The sequence below is a fragment of the Nocardiopsis sp. M1B1 genome, assembly GCF_052466615.1.
On record NZ_CP196194.1, the window covers coordinates 1,472,561 to 1,489,795 of the forward strand.

The 17,235-nt window shown below is 71.5% G+C and carries 12 protein-coding genes; 10 read left to right on the forward strand and 2 right to left on the reverse strand.

Going from position 1 to position 17,235, the window contains the following annotated elements; genetic code table 11:
- Positions 1 to 178 precede the first annotated feature (178 nt).
- Entirely contained in the window at positions 179 to 1,099 is a 921-nt protein-coding gene (locus ACSTA4_RS06560) for a cation diffusion facilitator family transporter (RefSeq protein WP_444962783.1), read from the reverse strand.
- A gap of 117 nt (positions 1,100 to 1,216) precedes the next feature.
- Between ACSTA4_RS06560 and cmtR the strand changes: the two genes are divergently transcribed.
- From cmtR to ACSTA4_RS06590, 6 genes are all read left to right on the forward strand, one after another.
- Positions 1,217 to 1,546, forward strand: a complete 330-nt coding sequence (cmtR, locus tag ACSTA4_RS06565) for a Cd(II)/Pb(II)-sensing metalloregulatory transcriptional regulator CmtR (protein ID WP_248773878.1) — start codon at positions 1,217 to 1,219, stop codon at positions 1,544 to 1,546.
- 662 nt (positions 1,547 to 2,208) lie between these two features.
- Positions 2,209 to 5,412, forward strand: coding sequence for an efflux RND transporter permease subunit (locus ACSTA4_RS06570; RefSeq protein WP_444962784.1), 3,204 nt, complete (start codon positions 2,209 to 2,211; stop codon positions 5,410 to 5,412).
- 494 nt (positions 5,413 to 5,906) lie between these two features.
- The gene (locus ACSTA4_RS06575) at positions 5,907 to 6,764 is read left to right on the forward strand and encodes a SigB/SigF/SigG family RNA polymerase sigma factor (protein ID WP_444962785.1); all 858 of its coding nucleotides are present in this window, start codon (positions 5,907 to 5,909) and stop codon (positions 6,762 to 6,764) included.
- Between the two features lie 592 nt (positions 6,765 to 7,356).
- Positions 7,357 to 7,737: a hypothetical protein gene (locus ACSTA4_RS06580; RefSeq protein ID WP_444962786.1), complete on the forward strand. Its 381-nt coding sequence runs from the start codon at positions 7,357 to 7,359 to the stop codon at positions 7,735 to 7,737.
- Between the two features lie 222 nt (positions 7,738 to 7,959).
- On the forward strand, positions 7,960 to 9,018 hold the full coding sequence (locus tag ACSTA4_RS06585; protein WP_444962787.1) for a serine/threonine-protein kinase: 1,059 nt from the start codon (positions 7,960 to 7,962) through the stop codon (positions 9,016 to 9,018).
- A 322-nt stretch (positions 9,019 to 9,340) separates the two neighbouring features.
- The gene (locus ACSTA4_RS06590; protein WP_013151584.1) at positions 9,341 to 9,511 is read left to right on the forward strand and encodes a hypothetical protein; all 171 of its coding nucleotides are present in this window, start codon (positions 9,341 to 9,343) and stop codon (positions 9,509 to 9,511) included.
- A gap of 132 nt (positions 9,512 to 9,643) precedes the next feature.
- Here ACSTA4_RS06590 and ACSTA4_RS06595 read toward each other — a convergent pair whose 3' ends face one another.
- Positions 9,644 to 10,126 carry an ATP-binding protein gene (locus ACSTA4_RS06595; protein ID WP_444962788.1) on the reverse strand — a complete coding sequence of 161 codons (483 nt, stop codon included), beginning with the start codon at positions 10,124 to 10,126 and terminating at the stop codon, positions 9,644 to 9,646.
- 681 nt (positions 10,127 to 10,807) lie between these two features.
- Here ACSTA4_RS06595 and ACSTA4_RS06600 point away from each other — a divergent pair.
- The 4 genes from ACSTA4_RS06600 (at position 10,808) to ACSTA4_RS06615 (ending at position 17,210) form a co-directional block, all read left to right on the forward strand.
- Entirely contained in the window at positions 10,808 to 12,454 is a 1,647-nt protein-coding gene (locus ACSTA4_RS06600; protein ID WP_444962789.1) for a family 2 glycosyl transferase, read from the forward strand.
- 596 nt (positions 12,455 to 13,050) lie between these two features.
- Entirely contained in the window at positions 13,051 to 14,031 is a 981-nt protein-coding gene (locus ACSTA4_RS06605) for an ABC transporter permease (protein ID WP_274976593.1), read from the forward strand.
- A 70-nt stretch (positions 14,032 to 14,101) separates the two neighbouring features.
- On the forward strand, positions 14,102 to 15,013 hold the full coding sequence (locus ACSTA4_RS06610) for an ABC transporter permease (protein WP_248773885.1): 912 nt from the start codon (positions 14,102 to 14,104) through the stop codon (positions 15,011 to 15,013).
- Positions 15,014 to 15,026: 13 nt separating this feature from the next.
- On the forward strand, positions 15,027 to 17,210 hold the full coding sequence (locus tag ACSTA4_RS06615; protein WP_444962790.1) for a dipeptide ABC transporter ATP-binding protein: 2,184 nt from the start codon (positions 15,027 to 15,029) through the stop codon (positions 17,208 to 17,210).
- Positions 17,211 to 17,235 lie beyond the last annotated feature (25 nt).

Genomic DNA, 17,235 nt, shown 5'->3' on the forward strand with positions numbered 1-17,235 from the left:
GAAGTGTGCCGGAGGGTTGCGATCGTGGCACGCCGACGGCCCGTCCTGCATCGTAACCGCGCGGGGGGTGTGCCGGTGGCGCCCGCGGTGGTCTCCACCAGCGGGGACGCGGCCCCGGGGACGGGCCCGCGGCGGCGCCCCGACGCGGCCGGGCCGGCCGGGTGCGCGCCGCCCCAGGTCAGGCGTGGCGGGCGCCCTCGTGGTCGGCGTGGCCGGGCGGCTCCAGTTGCAGTGTGGAGTGCTCGACGTCGAAGTGACCGGTCAGGCACTCGTGGAGTTCGTCCAGCATGCGGCCGCTGTCGCGCAGGTGCTCCTCGGCGACCACCACGTGCGCCGACATCACGGGCACCCCGGAGGTGATGGTCCAGGCGTGCAGGTCGTGGACGTCCAGGACGGCGGGGTGGCCGAGCAGGTGGTCGCGGACCTCGCTCAGGTCCATGCCCTGCGGTGTGGCCTCCAGGAGGATGTGCACGGCCTCGCGCAGGAGGGACCACGCGCGGGGCACGATGATCGCCGCGATGCCCAGTGAGACGAGGGTGTCCACCCGGTCCCACCCGGTCAGCCAGACGACGACGCCGCCCGCGATCACCCCGACCGAGGCCAGGGCGTCGCTCAGGACCTCCAGGTAGGCGCCCTTGACGTTGAGGCTCGCGCGGGCGCCCGAGCGCAGGACGAGCAGCGCGCCGATGTTCATGACCAGGCCGAAGGCGGCCACGGCGATCATGCCCGGCCCGGACACGTCGGCGGGCGCGCGGAGCCGTTCGACCGCCTCCACCACGATGAACCCGCACAGGACGAACAGCACCAGCGCGTTGACGGCGGCGGCGAGGATCTCCGCGCGCTGGTAGCCGAAGGTGCGCCTGCTGGTGGCGGGCCGGGCGGCGATCCACACGGCCACCAGGGCCAGGGCCACCCCGAAGGAGTCGGTGACGGTGTGCCCGGCGTCGGCGAGCAGGGCCAGGCTGTCGCTGAACGCGGCGCCGACCACCTGGACCACGGCGACGGCGAGCATCATCCCCAGGACCACCGCCAGCCGTCTGCTGTTGGCGGCCCCGGCGGTGACGCCGTGCCCGTGCCCGTGGTCGTGTCCCAGGCCCATCAGCCCTCCCGTTCCGACGTCCTCTCCCGGGGCCGCCGTCCGCGGCGCCCATGGTTCAGCCTCCACTGTTTATACAGCCTGCGCTGTCTATACAGCAAGCCATGTACAATGGTTTTCATGTTGACCTCCGAGCAGCGCCTGTCCGCCATCCACCGGCTCGGCCGCGCCCTGTCCGACCCCACCCGCTGCCGCCTCCTGCTGGCGCTCCTCGACGGTCCCCACTACCCCGCCCAACTCGCCGACCAACTGGGGCTCACCCGCCAGAACGTCTCCAACCACCTCGCCTGCCTGCGCGACTGCGGCCTCGTGAGCACCTCCGCGCGCGGGCGCCAGGTCAGCTACGCGCTCGTGGACGACTCCCTGGCCCACGCACTGGAGGACCTCCTGCGCGTGGTGTGGGGGACCGCGCAGCCGCACGAGGCCCCCGGCGAGCCCCGGTCCGCCTGAGCGCCGCCGCCGCGGGGGCGTCCGGCGGCGGCCGTCCGGGGCCCACGGCTCCCCGCCGCCGCCACGGGTCCGGGCGCCCGGCTCCCCGCCGCGCCCGTCCCGTCACCCCCGGTGTCCCCGTGTTCCGCGTGTCCGGGGCCGTTTTCCGGTTGGCCGGAAGTTGCCACCGTGATGTCCGTTACAGGGAGCACCCTTCGCGCGGGGGCAGGAAGCCGCATTTCATCCCATCCGGCTCCGACTTACGGATGAGGACACCTACTTTGGTCAGAAACCGACCCTGCCAGAAGGCTGATGCGTCCCTGAGACTTCCCTGAATCGCGCGGGGTGAGCCCCAAGTCCCGATATAACGCGACGTATGGTGAGTAGTGCGCCCGGCAGGTGCACGAGGCCCGGGAGAGGCGGCCGACACGGCCGCCCCGCACCCGGCAGCCGGACACCGGCACCCCTGTCACCACACCTTCGATCCCGGTCCCAGAACCGGCGGACGACCGTGTGCTGCCCCGGCGCGTACACGCGCTCGACGACCCACACATCACGGCCCGCCCCGTGTCCGCAGTGAACTAGGAGCGAGAACCTCTCATGTCCAGATCGGCCGCAAGGGCCCGCGCCGCGGGTCTCCCCCGGACGGGGACCGCTGCCACCAGCGTGGAAGGGACCCAGGTATGAACCGCGCCGCGGTCATGTCGCTCGGCAACCGGGCACTGGTCCTGCTCATCACCCTGGCAGTCCTCTTCTTCGGAGTCCTCGCAGCGGCGTCGGCCAAACGCGAGCTCTTCCCCGACATGTCCCTGCCGATGGTGATGGTCTCCGGCACCTACCAGGGGGCCGCCCCCCAGGTGGTGGAGAGCCAGGTCACCGAGCCGCTGGAACAGGCCGTCCAGAGCGTCCCGGGCGTCACCACGGTCACCTCGACCTCCAGCACCGGCTCCTCCCAGGTCACGGTCGAGTTCGACTACGGCCAGGACCAGGACGACCTCGTCCGCCAGACCCAGATCGCCGTCGACCAGGTCGCGGGCATGCTCCCCGATGGCGTCGACACCAGCGTCATGTCCTTCAGCACGGACATGATGCCGGTCGTGATGCTCGCGGCGGGCGCCGCGGACGGCGACGACCAGGCCATGGTCGACCCGCTGGAGACCCACCTCATCCCCGAGCTGGAGTCCGTCGAGGGCGTGCGCTCGGCGACGCTCACCGGCGCGGTGGAGTCCGACGTGGTCGTCACGCCGGACGAGGACGAACTCGCCGAGAACGGCCTGTCCCCGCAGAGCCTCGTGGACGCCCTGCAGTCCAGCGGTCTGCTCCAGCCGGGCGGGGACGTCGAGTCCGACGGCCGCAGCCTGAGCGTGACCACCGGTGACCAGTTCACCTCGATCGAGCAGGTCGAGGAGGTCTGGCTCCAGCCCGCCGCCGCGGGCGCGGACATGTCCGCCGCGGCGCCCGGCGCGCCCCCGGCCGCCCCGGCCGAGCCGGTCCGGCTCTCCGAGGTCGCCGACGTCGAACTCGTCCAGGACGAGGCCGCCAGCCTGGCGCGCGTCAACGGCGACCCGAGCATCGGCGTCATGGTCATGAAGACCCCCGACGGCAACACCGTCGAGGTCTCCGAGGGAGTCCAGACGGTCCTGAACGAGCAGGCCGACGTCCTGGGCGAGGACATCGACATCAGCGTGGTCTTCGACCAGGCCCCCTACATCAACGAGTCCATCGTCGCGATGCTCGAAGAGGGCGGCATGGGCCTGCTGGCCGCCGTGATCGTCATCCTGGTCTTCCTGTTCTCGATCCGCTCCACCCTGGTGATCGCGGTGTCGATCCCGGTCTCGGTGCTGATCGGGTTCCTGGGCATGCAGGCGTTCGACTTCTCGCTGAACATGCTCACCCTCGCCGCCATCACCATCTCCATCGGACGCGTGGTGGACGACTCCATCGTGGTCCTGGAGAACATCCGCAGGCACCTGGACTACGGCAAGGAGCGGATGGCCGCGGTCAAGCAGGGCGTGCGCGAGGTCGCCGCCGCCGTGGTCTCCTCCACGCTCGCGACCATCGCCGTGTTCCTGCCGCTGGCCTTCGTCGGCGGCCAGGTCGGCGAGATCTTCCTTCCGTTCGCGGTCACCGCCAGCCTGGCCCTGGCCGCCTCCCTGATCGTCTCCATCACGCTCATCCCGGTGCTGTGCTACTGGTTCATGAGCCCCAGGGACATCGGGGACGCCACCCAGGAGGAGATCGAGCGCGAGGAGTACGAGCGGGAGATGCGCAGCCCGCTCCAGCGCGCCTACCTGCCGGTCATCCGCTGGATCACCACCAAGCGCAGGACCGCCACGATCACCACGCTCCTCGCCAGCGTCCTCATCTTCGGTGGCACGGTCGTCATGGCCAACGGCATCGAGACCGACTGGATGGGCCAGTCCGAGGAGAACACCTACCAGGTCGTCCAGGAGCTGCCCCCGGGCACGTCCCTGGAGGTCGCCGACGAGGAGGCGGCCAAGGTCGAGGACCTCCTCGCCGGCTACGCCTGGGTGGAGTCCTACCAGACCAACGTCGGCGGCGGCGGTATGGCCGCCATGATGGGCGGCGGCGGTGCGGCCCAGGTGGACTACAGCATCACCGCGGACCCCGACACCGACCAGGCCCGCAACCGCGAGGTGCTGCGCACGGCCCTGGAGGACCTGGACACCGAGTACGAGCCGCGCCTGAGCGCCATGGTCGCCATGGGCGGTTCAAGCATCGAGGTGCGGGTCAGCGCCGACGACCAGGACACCCTTGCCGAGGCGGCCGGGATGGTCGAGGAGGAGCTGCGCGGCATCGACGGCGCCGACGACGTCGCCAACAGCATCTCCGAGTCCCAGCCCGCGCTGGAGGTCCGCGTCGACGGCGAGGAGGCCGCCGAGCGGGGCATGACCGAGGCCATGATCGGCCAGCAGGTCACCGCCGCCTTCAACGGGCAGAACGTCGGAACCGTCACCCTCGACGACACGCGCCGCGACATGGTGGTCCGCGTCGACGAGGCGCCCCGGACCGTGGCCGAGCTGGAGGACCTGCCCGTCACGGGGCCGACCGGTCAGGCGGTCCCGCTGTCCGACGTCGCCGAGGTGACCGAGGTGCGGCAGCCGCCGGAGCTCACCCGGATCGACGGCATCACCAGCGCCACCGTGTCGGCGAGCGCCACCGGTTCCGACCTGGGCGCGGTGAGCGCCGAGATCACGCAGGCCCTGGACACCATGGACCTGCCCGAGGGCGCCACCGCGACCCTGGGCGGCGTCAGCCAGGACCAGAGCGAGGGCTTCGCGCAGCTGATGCTGGCGATGGTCGCCGCGATCGTCATCTGCTACCTGATCATGGTGGCGACCTTCAAGAGCCTGCTCCAGCCGCTGATGCTGCTGATCTCGGTGCCGTTCGCGATCACCGGTTCGCTGGGGCTGCTGCTGGTCACCGGCACCCCGCTGGGTGTGGCGGGCATGGTCGGCATGCTGATGCTCATCGGCGTGGTGATCACCAACGCCATCGTCCTGATGGACCTGATCAACCAGAACCAGAACAACGGGATGCCGCTCAGGGAGGCGATCGTGGAGGGTGCCCGGCACCGTCTGCGTCCCATCCTCATGACGGCGCTCGCGACCGTCGCGGCGCTGACCCCGATGGCCCTGGGCATCACCGGCGGCGGGGCGTTCATCTCCGCGCCGCTGGCGATCGTGGTGATCGGCGGTCTGCTGTCCTCCACCGTGCTCACGCTGATCCTGGTCCCCGTCCTCTACCAGCTGGTGGAGTGGGGCAGGCAGCGCGGCGCGGCCCGCAGGCAGGCTCGCCGCGAGCTGCGCAGGGAGCGCAAGGCCGCGGCCGCCGGGACCGAGCGCACCAAGGAGCCGGTCGGCTGATCCCAGGCCGTTCCCGGTTCGGGGCGCCCCGCGCACTGCGCGGGGCGCCCCTCGCCGTTGTCCTGGCGGTCGGCTTCGCGTCTGCGGGGCGTCGACCGGCCGCGACGATGCGAACGTGAGTTCGGTAAGGAAAAATTCGGCAAAAGTGTTTTATGGAACGACTTGGCGGTAGTGGGCTGGTATCCGCGCCCGGCCCGCCGGGCGGGAAGGGTGCGGTCGCCGTGCCCCGTGGGCCTGCGGGGCTGGAAGTGCGGAGTGCAGCGCTCGCCTTCGTGTGCGCAGAGTGATCGCACGGGGATCGAAAGATATTTGTCGCGCGACAACTTTTTTCGCCCCGTCGCTTTTGAAGGCGTTTCTGAGGGAACGTACTCCCCGCACGGCGATCGTCCCCCGCCCGACCGGAGCTCCCGACAGCGCGTCAGGAGCGAGGGCCGAGCCGCAGGTGCTGACAGGCGACACAAGCACAGAAGGACAGAGCACCGGGGGGTCCTCTCTTGTCCGAGAACAGCGCGCAGAAGTCCCGAGCCGCCGCAGACCACACGACCGTCATCCCCAGGCCCCGCAGGCCGATGCCCGGCGAGGACGCCACGGCGGAGGAGCTGCTGTCCGTACTCGGAGGGCTGGGGGAGGGGGACCCGCGGGCCAACGGACTGCGCGAGCGGGTCATGGTCCTCTACCAGCCCCTGATCAACAAGATCGCGCGCCGCTACGGGGGGCGCGGCGAGCCGCTGGAGGACCTGAAGCAGACCGCGATGGTGGGATTGGCCAAGGCCGTGCGCGGCTACGATCCGGACCGCGGCAAGCCCTTCATCTCCTACCTGCTGCCCACGGTGACGGGGGAGATCAAGCGGCACTTCCGTGACCACACCTGGGCGGTGCGGGTGCCGCGCCGCCACCAGGAGAACCGGGTGAAGCTGCGCCGGGTCACGAGCGAGTTCCAGCAGGAGCACGCGCGCACGCCCACGATCGCGGAGCTGGCCCACGAGATGAAGCTCCCCGAGGCCGAGGTCAGCGAGCTGGCGCAGGTCTCGGAGTCCTACCGGTCGCTGTCGCTGGACGCGCCCGACTCCTCCGATTCCGAGGGGCAGGAGGGCACGCGCCTGGAAGACCACCTGGGCTGTGAGGACGCGGCGCTGGACCGGGTGGTGGAGCGCGAGTCGCTCAAGCCCGCGCTGGCGCGGCTGCCCGCGCGCGAGCGGGAGATCCTGCGGTTGCGGTTCTTCGGGGACCACACCCAGTCCGAGATCGCGGACCGGTTGGGCTACTCGCAGATGCACGTGTCGCGGTTGCTGTCGGGGGTGCTGGAACAGCTGCGCGAGGAGGTCGGCGGGCACGCGCCCGGCCGCTCCTGAGACCTTCCGGAGGGGGCCGCGGGGGCCCTCCTCCGGACAAGCGGGGGCACCCTCCCCGGGCCGCGGGTCCGGGGCGGTGCCCGCCGCGCGGACGCGGGTCCGGGGGGTACGAACAGCGCCTCGTCCCGCTACTCGTCATCGGGTGCGTCATCGGCGGTGGCACCACGCCCGTCCTGCTCGACGCTCCCCTCCCAACGCTGGCCCCCGCCGGGATGACGCTTGAGGCAGCGGCCGCCGGGAGCGTCTTCCCGGTGCCGAGCTGAGCAGGTCGCGACGTTCCCCCTCTCCCGCTGATGCCTGCTGTTGCTGTGAGCAGGGCCTTGGCCGCGCCGCGAGTGCTCACCGCCGGAGGGGGGACCCAGGGCGCCGGGACGACTCTGACGCGCGGTGCGGGCACGCGGCATCTCCGTGCAACGGTGTGCCGCGCAGAGTGGTCGTTATAATTTCGTGACCTAATGTGGCCATTCGGCACCGCAACCCCCAGCCGTCGTCGTACCGTGAGGTCCCCTGCTCCGGAGGTTCGATGAAAGGCTGCCTCACCCTGCTTGCCCTCGGCCTTGTGGGCGGCATCGGACAACCCCTTGTAGCGAGGATGTTGGACGGTGACCTGTCCGCCCTGCCCCCGCTCATCCTCCTGGCAGTGGTGACTGCGGCGGTGGCCGTGCTCGTCAGCCGGCGGTCGGCACAGGCAGCGGGTGACGACAGCGCTCCCGTCAGCGGTGACGCTGACGTCGGGGAAGCTGTCGGCGGCGGCTTCCAGAACCGCCTGGGCAAGTTCGGGTTCGTTCTCTTCGTCGGCATGTTCCCCGCCCTGTCCCTGCTCATGCCCTTCGAAGCGGCCTACTGGCTCACCCCCTACGTGATGGGCGCGGGCGGTGTCGGGTTCATGCTCTCGTTCTTCTGGGACAGCGCAACGACCAGCTCGGGCGGCGAGGGCGGCGAGGGCGGCGAAGGCGGGGACGGCGGTGAGTGACGGTCGCCCACCCTCCAGCCGCTGCTTCGCGGATCGCCGTGGCTTCGGGGAAGCGCGTCCGCGCCTCCGTGAGCCCGGACGCTTTCGGCCACCTCGCCCGGCCCGGCGGTCGTCGGCGGATCCCGCGACCGGGGGCACGTCCCCGGCCGGGGCGTAGGCGGACCCGGCCGTCGTCAGGTCGGTCGCTCAGAACAGGTACGACAGGAGGGAGACTCGGTGGGTGTGGGCCAGGAAGTGGGCGGGTTCCGGTTGGTGCGGGAACTCGGCTCGGGCGGCTTCGGTTCGGTGTACCTGGGTGAAGACCTCGCGGGACGGCGTGCGGCGGTCAAGCTGCTCCATCCCCAGTTGGCCCGAGACCCGCAGGTGCGCCGGTACTTCTCCCTGGAGTTGGTCAACGCCCGCAGAGTCCAGGGATTCTGTCTCGCTGAGGTCTTGGACGCCGACGCCGACGCGGAGCGGCCCTGGATCGCCACCGAGTTCATCCAGGGCCCCACTCTGGCCCAGGCGGTCCGTGAACACGGCCCCCGCACCGGAGGTGACCTGCTGCGCCTGGCCGTGCAGACCATCACCGCGCTCAGTGCGATCCACGCCGCGGGGGTGGTGCACCGCGACCTCAAACCCGCGAACATCCTGCTGGGCCCAGACGGTCCGCGGGTGATCGACTTCGGCATCGCCCGCGCCCTGGACGCCGACACCTCCTCGGCCACCCGGATCGGGACCCTGGGCTACATGGCTCCGGAGCAGATCGAGGGCACCGCGTTGGGACCGGCCGCGGACCTGTTCGCCTGGGGTGCGGTCATCGTTCAAGCCGCGACCGGCGCCGAGGCCTTCCCCGGCCCCACCCAGGCCGCGCGGATCAACCGTGTCCTGAACCATCCGCCCCGGACCGGGGACCTGTCCGGCCCGCTGCTGGATATCGTGCTGGCGTGCACGGCCAAGGACCCGGCCCAGCGCCCCAGCGCACGTCAGGTCCTGGACATGCTCCTCACCGGACGCACCACGCCTTCTCCGCCTGAACCGCCAGCCGCCATCCCCGAGGACGACGAGGAGGTCCTCCTGCGCCGCGCCGCCGAGAGGGGCCACAGCGGTGCCATGAACAACCTCGGGGTTCTGTTGGAGGAGCGGGGCGAGACCAGCGAGGCCGAGCAGTGGTACCGCAAAGCCATCGCCGAGGACGGCGACACCGACGCCGTGTACAACCTCGGCGCCCTGCTCCAGGACCGGGGCGAGGCAGAGGAAGCCGAGGTGTGGCGGAGTCGAGCGGCTGGGACGGGGGCATGAGGGTTTCCCCGCCCGCACCATCTCCTCCGGGCACCCACCGCTGCGCGGTCTGGTCCGGAACCAGACCAGCCGTACGACGCGCCGACCGGGCGGGGCCGGGAGCGAGGGCTGCTCTCGGGCGGGGGCGACCCTTCTCGTGCGCGGTGGACCGCGCCCGTGACGACTCCCTGTAGCGTCTCGCGGAGCCGAAGTCCGACACTCGATGCCCGGGGATTTTGGGATCACCCCGCAAACCCCCGCAGTTGGGGCGTTCGGGCCCTTGGCGCTGCGTCACCGGAGCGGCGATTTGTGCTATCCGCGCACTCCAGGCAGGCTGCGTCCCATGGACGAAACGAACAAGAGCCTCGACGACCTGGTCCGCGACGAGCTGGGCGAGGAACCGTCGCAGGAGGCCAAGGACTACGCGCGCGAACTCTACGAGCGCTACCGACTGCCCGCGCCCGGCCAGGACGGCGGTGCGGCGGCGCCCCCGAGGGCCGGCGCCGAGGAGTAGGCGCGCTCTCCCGGACGCGGCGGCGTACCGGCGCGGCCCCGAGCGGTCCGTGCTCCGGGGCTCCGCTCCGCTTCGCTCCGTGTCCGGGGGAGTGGGCCCGCCCACGGGGCGGGCGGCGACCCGCGTACCGGGTCAGTCGGAGAGGACGGCCTCGTCTGCGTCCTCCGCCGAGGTGTCGCATCCGCGGTCCCACACGAGCTCGAACCAGACCTTGCGACCCATCCCGTCACCGCGGGGCTCGGCGCCCCACTTGCTGGAGAGCGCCTCGACCAGATCCAGGCCCCGACCGTGCTCGGTGGTGTCGTAGGGGTCCCGGTGCTGGGGCTCGGGCGCCTCGGCCACGTTGCCCAGGTCCCGCACCTCCACCCGGGCCCACCCGGGCGCCAGGTGGACACAGACCTCGAACTTGCCGGTGGCCCGGCCCGAGGCGCTGTGCGTGATGGCGTTGGTGGCCAGCTCGCTGGTGAGCAGCGTCGCCGTGGTCAGCTCCGGCGAGGCGACCAGCTGCCGGGCGACGAACCTCCTCGCGTAGGCGATCTGGCTCGGCAGGCCGGGGAAGCGCCGCCGCGCCGGTCTGGAGGCGGTCTCTGTGCTGTACGGGGTGCGCTCTTCCATGGAACTCGCCGGACGTTGAAAGGGACGGGACGAAGACACCGGGACCTGGAGTGCGTCCGGCTGCGAGGAGGCGGACCCGCAGGTGGGGTCGTGTGTGTGGAGCACGACGGGGGGACTGTGGGGTGCTGCGGTGTCACACATTGGGTTCACTCCCCGAGGACGTGTGTTCGCGGCGGGCATGGCAACGGAAGTGCCGGGCCCTCGAAGGCGTCCGTGCCCGTGCAACGGGTCACGGCGCGGGGTGGCCGCACGGGCCCGGGCCCCCTGGGACAGGGAGGGGTGCGTCGGTGTGCCACGCGTCACGCGCAAGGGCGGCGACAGGAGGGAGGAGGGAAGCCGCGAGACTTCCTCCGAGGCGGTGGTGGGTCCTGGGAGCGGGCCGGGGTGGTGGGTCATGTCGGGTGGCGGATGTGCCCTACGACACTGAAGGGCGTATTCGCGCTTAGCATACGCTCCGTGCCTCCCCGGAAACCCAGCTGACCTGGCTTGGTCAGGATAACCCCGGCTGAGCTGGAAAAAGGGGCTGATCGGCCGGATCGCGGGGGTGGCCGGGCGCGGATATGGGCCGTGTTTCGGAACTGGTGGGGCCTGTGAGCATGGATAACGATTAGGTCAAGCTCTGCGAAATTTTGTGCCTCCCATGGTCTTGCGCGCTTGTGTTCGACCGGTCAGGGTGTGGACATGCCCTCCCGCGCGCCCCTGCCCCCCGGTCTCGGCATCGAGATCGACCGCGCGGCGCGCCTGGCCGACGAGGGGCACGTCCTCGTCGGCGGTAGCCCGCCGCGGGCGGTGCGCCTCACCCCGGAGCGGGTCAGCGCGCTGATCCGCTGGCTGAGCCGGGCGGTGCCGCGGGACGCGGAGGAGGGCCTGTTCGCCCGCGACCTCATCGGGGCGGGCCTCGCCCACCCCCGTCCCCTGCCCCTCGCGCCGGGGGACACGGTCGAGGTGGCCGTCGTCGGACGGGCCGGCTCCGCCGCGCTGCACGCCACCCTGGACCACCTCGACGAGCACCGCCACGGGACGCGGACCGTGGTCGTCGGGGCGACCGGGCCCGAAGCCCGTGCGGTCCGCGGCCGGGGCGCCCTCGTCGTCCCCGGTCCGGCCGGGGGAGCCGGGGCCCGGGCGGCGGCGCTGCGCGCGTGCTCCGCCGAGTTCGTGGCCCTGGTCGAGGCGGGCACCCGCCCCGGCCCCGGGTGGCTGGAGACCGCGCTCGGCCACTTCGCCGACCCGGACGTGGCGGCCGTGGTACCCCGGGTCCTGGCCGACCGCTCCGCCTGCCTGGGCCACACGCGGATGACCGTGGCCTCCATCGCCGCCCGCGGGACGGGCGCGGACCGGGGCGCCGACCCCGCCCCCGTCCTGCCCTGGGGGCACGCCCTGCCCTGGCAGGAGCGCCCGGGACCGGCCAACGGGCACACCGACCCGCTGCGGCCGGTCCCCGTCCTGGTGCTGCGCCGCCGCGCCGCCGACCTCGACCCCGGCCTCGGCGCCGCCGCCGGGCTCGACCTGCTGTGGCGGCTCGCCGAACAGGGCTGGACGGTGCGGTACGAGCCCCGCTCCAGGGTGTGGGCGCCGCCGACCACCGACCTGGGCGCGTACCTGCGCGCCTGCTTCACCTCCGGGGCGGTCGCCGGTCCCCTGGCCCGCCGCCGCGGCGCACGCGCGGCCGGACCCGCGCTGTCCTGGCCGGGCGCGGCCGGGCTCGCCCTGCTGTTCGCGGGACGTCCCGCCGCAGCCCTGGCCGCCGGTGCGCTGGGCGGCGCGGCGGTGACGGGCGCCCTCGTGGCCGGGGCGGGCACCCCGCTGCCCGAGGCGGTGCGGCTGGCCGGGCTGGACCTCGCGCACACCGTGCGCACGGGCACGCGCGCGGTCCGTACGGCCTGGTGGCCGCTGGCCGCGGCTGTGGTGGGCGCCGCGGTGCTCGGACGGCGCGGTCGCGGGGTCCCGGGCGTGCCCGGTCCGACCGCCCCGGACCCGCTCGCGGGCCGGGGCCGGTCGCCGCGGCGAGGCGGCGCCGCAGGGCGCGCGGGCCGCGCAGCCCTGGCCGCGGGAGCGGCCCTGGTCGTGCCGCACCTGGCGTCCTGGCACCGGGGCAGGGGCGCCGCCCTGGCCGGTCCGGTGACCTGGACGGCCCTGGGGATGGCGGGCGACGCGGCGCGTTCCCTGGGCACCTGGTGGGGGATCGCGCGGTCGGGTTCCCCCGCGCCCCTGGTGCCACGGCTCGTGCCCCTGGCCGCGACCGGCACGGCCGCGCCGGAGCGCTCCGGCCGCACGCGTGGCGCGCGGGGGCCCAAGGGCGGCTCAACGGCGGCCGTGAGCCGGGCTTAACACCTCCGGGGCGGGCGGAGGAGACCCTTCCGTGCGGACCACGGGTGTTCTCCGAGCACTTCCGCGCCTTTCGTGAAACCGTCCTGTGGTGGCACCTGGCCCGGGGGAGGGAGGTTCCGACCATGCTGCGTTAGATCACCGTTGAGCGGCATTTTTGTGGTCGTATGTCCGAATTCGGGGTCGCCGGAGGCGTGCCCACAGGGGGTGTGGAGTGTGTTTTCCCAGTTCATGCCAGTTGTCGGTTACTGTACAGAGTTATTTCATTGCAGAACGTGTGAAACTTGACAAATCGACTGCAATCGGGTGCTCAATTGGGCACTGTTGTCTTTTCTTGATGCAGTGTTTACCGTCGAGTGTCTAGCTCACCCCAGACTCTTGACATTCCGGTCACGGATCGTGAACTGGGCGCAAGCGTGTTTCGGCAGTCACCGGGAGCGACCCCCGCCGGTGGTCGCGGGATCGCGGAGGCTTAACGATGCCATCCACCGATGGCATCGTTCTCCTCGCTCTTCGGACCCCCGGCCACGGGCGCCCCCGGTGACGACCGCGCACAACAGGACGAGTGCCGGGCTCGGCCGTGAGGTTCGGAGATAGTTTTGGGCAAGTTCCTGGCCAGGCGGCTGCTGAACTACGTCGTGCTGATCTTTCTCGCGACGAGTTTCGCCTACCTGCTCGCCGCGACGAACCTCTATCCGCGCGGCTACTTCGAGCAGATGCAGCCGCCGCCGACGCCGGAGGCGGTCAACGCCCAACTGGACGCGCTCAACCTCAACGACCAGGCGCCGCTCGCCGAGCGGTACGTCACCTGGCTCGGCGGGGTGGTCCAGGGCGACTTCGGCAAGACCATCCAGGGCGGCGACGTCACCGACCAGATGTGGATGAAGGCGGGCGTGACCCTGCGCCTGATCACGGTCGCCACCATCCTCGGCAGCGTGATCGGCATCGCGGTGGGCGCCTACGCCGCCGTGCGCCAGTACCGGCGCTTCGACAAGGCGGCCACGGCGGCCTCCTTCTTCGTGCTGTCGGTGCCCACGGTGGTCATCGCGATCGTCGTCCAGGTGCTCGCCGTCACGATCAACGACGGCCTCGGCTTCCAGCTGTTGCGTTACTCCGGCGAGTACGCGGCGGGCTTCGACGGAACGTGGTGGGAGCTGCTGCTCAACCGCGTCCACCACGCGATCCTGCCCACGATCGTGCTGGCCGTCGCGCTCTTCGCCTCGTTCGCGCGCTACCAGCGCAACATGATGCTGGACGTGCTCAACGCCGACTTCGTCCGCACTGCCATGGCCAAGGGGCTCACGCGCCGAAAGGCCCTGTTCAAACACGCCCTGCGCACCGCGCTGATCCCCACCATCACCTACTTCACCTTCACGTTCGGCGCCCTCGTGTCGGGGGCCACGTTCACCGAGAAGATCTACGGCTGGCACGGCATGGGCGCGTGGCTGATCGACTCCATCTTCCGCCAGGACGTCCACGTGGTCGCAGCCGTCTCCTGGTTCATGGCGATCACGATCATGGCGGCGTCCTTCCTCTCGGACATCCTCTACGCCTGGCTGGACCCGAGAGTGCGGGTTTGACCGCGTCCCCCGCCACCGCCCGTAACGTTCCACCGCGCAGCACCGCGCCAGTTCGGCTGGAGAGCACGTCATGAGCACCATCGAGAAGAGCACGAGCCCAGGCAAGGCGCCGACCGTGCCTCCGGCGCCCAACCGGCTCAAGGACGTCATACGCCAGCTCATGGGCACCCGGCGGGTCATCGTCGGTGTCGTCATGCTCGTGCTGCTGGCTCTCCTCGCCTTCGTCGGCCCGCTCGTCAGCGGTTGGGAAGTGGGTGAGCGCGACTACGCCGCTCTGCTGGAAGCCCCCTCAGGCGAACACTGGATGGGCACCAACCGGACCGGCCAGGACGTTTTCACCCAGGCCACCGCCGGCCTGCAGAAGTCACTGCTCATCGGGCTGCTGGTCGCAGCGGCCTCCACGGGTGTGGCCGCTCTCGTCGGCGCGTTCGCCGGTTACTTCGGCGGTGTGACCGACCGCGCCCTGATGTGGATCGCCGACCTGGCCCTGGTCCTGCCCAACTTCGTCATCCTGGCCATCCTGTCCACGCACTTCGTCGGCCAGGGCGGCTGGTTCGTCCTGGTCATCCTGCTGGCGGCGTTCAGCTGGATGGTCACCTCCAAGATGGTCCGCGGCCTGAGCATCTCCCTGCGCGAACGCGAGTACATCCACGCGGCCCGGTTCATGGGGGTGCCTTCACACAGGATCATCCTGCGCCACATCCTGCCCAACATGTCGTCCCTGCTCATCGCGGACGCCACGATCATGGTCAGCACCGCCATCATCGGCGAGACCGCCCTGAGCTACTTCGGGCTGGGTGTGCAGTCGCCCGACATCAGCCTCGGCATGGTCATCGCCGAAGGGTCGTCGTTCGCCACCACCGCCCCGTGGATGTTCGCGTTCCCCACGGTCCTGCTGGTGCTGATGGTGCTCGCCGTCAACATGATCGGGGACGGGCTGCGCGACGCCCTCGACCCGCAGTCCAAGTCTCGCCGGTCCTAGGGGGCACAACACCATGAGCACTGACACCGTCGCGACCACCGGGGCCGACAGCGGAGCGCCCCTCGGCGTCACCCCGGTCCTGGAGGTCACCGACCTCACCGTCACCTTCGGCGGGCTCAACGGCAACCCCGACGTGCGCGCCGTGCGCGGGGTCAGCTACTCCGTCCGCCGCGGCGAGGTGCTGGGCATCGTGGGCGAGTCCGGCTCCGGCAAGTCCGTCTCCTCGATGGCCGCCATGGGGCTGCTGCCCGAACACGCACGGATCACCGGCTCCGTGCGCCTGCACGGCGAGGAGATCCTGGGCCTGGACGACCGCGCCATGGCCCGCAAGCGCGGCAAGGTCATCTCCATGGTCTTCCAGGACCCGCTGTCCGGGCTCACCCCCGTGTACACGGTCGGCGACCAGCTCGCCGAGGCCGTCCTGATCCACGACCCCTCCACTCCCAAGGCCAGAGCCCGCGCCCGCGCGCTGGAGCTGCTCGAACTGGTCGGCATCCCCAACGCCGAACAGCGCTACCGCTCCTTCCCGCACGAGTTCTCCGGCGGCATGCGCCAGCGCGTCATGATCGCCATGGCCATGGCCAACAACCCCGACGTCATCATCTGCGACGAGCCCACCACGGCCCTGGACGTCACCATCCAGGCACAGATCCTCGACCTGCTGCGCACTGCCCGCGAGGAGACCGGCGCGGCCATCGTGATGATCACCCACGACCTCGGCGTCGTCGCCGGGTTCGTCGACCGGGTCCTGGTGATGTACGCGGGCCGCCCGGTGGAGACCGGCCGCGTCGACGACATCTACTACCGCAGCAGGATGCCCTACACCATGGGCCTGCTCGGCGCCGTCCCCCGCATGGACCTGGAGAACCAGGGCGCTCTCGTCCCCATCAAGGGCACCCCGCCGTCGCTGTCGGACCTGCCGCCCGGATGCCCCTTCGCGCCCCGCTGCCCCCTGGCCCGGCCCGAGTGCGACGCGGCCGAGCCCGAACTCCTCACGATCGGCGCCCAGCCCCCGGGCGGGGAGATCCGTGCGGGCGGGGCCGCGGTGCTGCCCGACGCCGCGGAGGCCGACGCCGACGCCCAGCGGGTGGCGTGCGTGCGCTCCGGGGAGATCACCAGCCGGGGCTGGACCGCCCAGGACATCTACCCGGTGCCGGAGATCCCCGACTCCCCGGCCGCCGCGGCGGACCGCGCGGACCGGGCCGAGATGCTGCGGGTCCGGGACCTGGTCAAGCACCACCCGCTCACCAAGGGCGCGGTGTTCAAGCGCCGGGTGGGCTCGGTCTACGCGGTCGACGGCATCGACTTCGACATCCGCGAGGGGGAGACCCTCGCCCTGGTCGGCGAGTCCGGCTGCGGCAAGTCCTCCACCCTCATGGAGATCATGGACCTGGCCAAGCCGCAGCGCGGCTCCATCTCCGTCATGGGCCGCGACGTCGCCACCCTGGGCCGGGCCGACCGGTTCGCGCTGCGCCGCGACATGCAGATCGTCTTCCAGGACCCGATGAGCTCGCTCGACCCGCGCATGACGGTGTTCGACATCATCGCCGAGCCCCTGCGCACCCACGGCAGGAGCGTGGACGAGGTCACCCGCCGGGTGTACGAGTTGATCGACCTGGTGGGCCTGAACACCGAGCACGTCACCCGCTTCCCCGCCGAGTTCTCCGGCGGCCAGCGCCAGCGCATCGGCATCGCCCGGGCCCTGGCGCTGGAGCCCAGGTTGTTGGTGCTGGACGAGCCGGTCTCGGCCCTGGACGTGTCCATCCAGGCGGGCGTGGTCAACCTCCTCCAGGAGCTCCAGGCCCGTCTGGGCCTGTCCTACCTGTTCGTGGCCCACGACCTGTCCGTGGTCCGGCACATCGCCGACCGCGTCGCGGTCATGTACCTGGGCCGGATCGTGGAGATCGGCGACACCCGCTCGGTCTACTCCCGGCCCTCCCACCCCTACACCCAGGCGCTGCTGTCCGCCATCCCGATCCCCGATCCGGAGAAGGAGCGCGCGCGCACGCACATCGTCCTGGACGGCGACCTGCCCAGCCCCGCCAACCCGCCCTCGGGATGCCGGTTCCGGACCAGGTGCCAGAAGTTCGCCCTGCTCCCCGAGGCCGACCGGGAGCAGTGCAGGACCGTCGAGCCCCAGGTTCTCGCCGTGAACGACGGTGACCAGGCGTCAGCCTGCCACTTCGCGGAGCGCTAGGAGGTCGTCCGACCCCCGACGACCG

What these genes read in the sequence shown, in the direction of transcription:
- ACSTA4_RS06560 (WP_444962783.1), bottom strand. Translation starts at nt 1,099, where the DNA reads ATGGGCCTGGGACACGACCACGGGCACGGGCACGGCGTCACCGCCGGG.
- cmtR (WP_248773878.1), top strand. Translation starts at nt 1,217, where the DNA reads ATGTTGACCTCCGAGCAGCGCCTGTCCGCCATCCACCGGCTCGGCCGC.
- ACSTA4_RS06570 (WP_444962784.1), top strand. Translation starts at nt 2,209, where the DNA reads ATGAACCGCGCCGCGGTCATGTCGCTCGGCAACCGGGCACTGGTCCTG.
- ACSTA4_RS06580 (WP_444962786.1), top strand. Translation starts at nt 7,357, where the DNA reads ATGTTGGACGGTGACCTGTCCGCCCTGCCCCCGCTCATCCTCCTGGCA.
- ACSTA4_RS06590 (WP_013151584.1), top strand. Translation starts at nt 9,341, where the DNA reads ATGGACGAAACGAACAAGAGCCTCGACGACCTGGTCCGCGACGAGCTG.
- ACSTA4_RS06595 (WP_444962788.1), bottom strand. Translation starts at nt 10,126, where the DNA reads ATGGAAGAGCGCACCCCGTACAGCACAGAGACCGCCTCCAGACCGGCG.
- ACSTA4_RS06600 (WP_444962789.1), top strand. Translation starts at nt 10,808, where the DNA reads ATGCCCTCCCGCGCGCCCCTGCCCCCCGGTCTCGGCATCGAGATCGAC.
- ACSTA4_RS06610 (WP_248773885.1), top strand. Translation starts at nt 14,102, where the DNA reads ATGAGCACCATCGAGAAGAGCACGAGCCCAGGCAAGGCGCCGACCGTG.
- ACSTA4_RS06615 (WP_444962790.1), top strand. Translation starts at nt 15,027, where the DNA reads ATGAGCACTGACACCGTCGCGACCACCGGGGCCGACAGCGGAGCGCCC.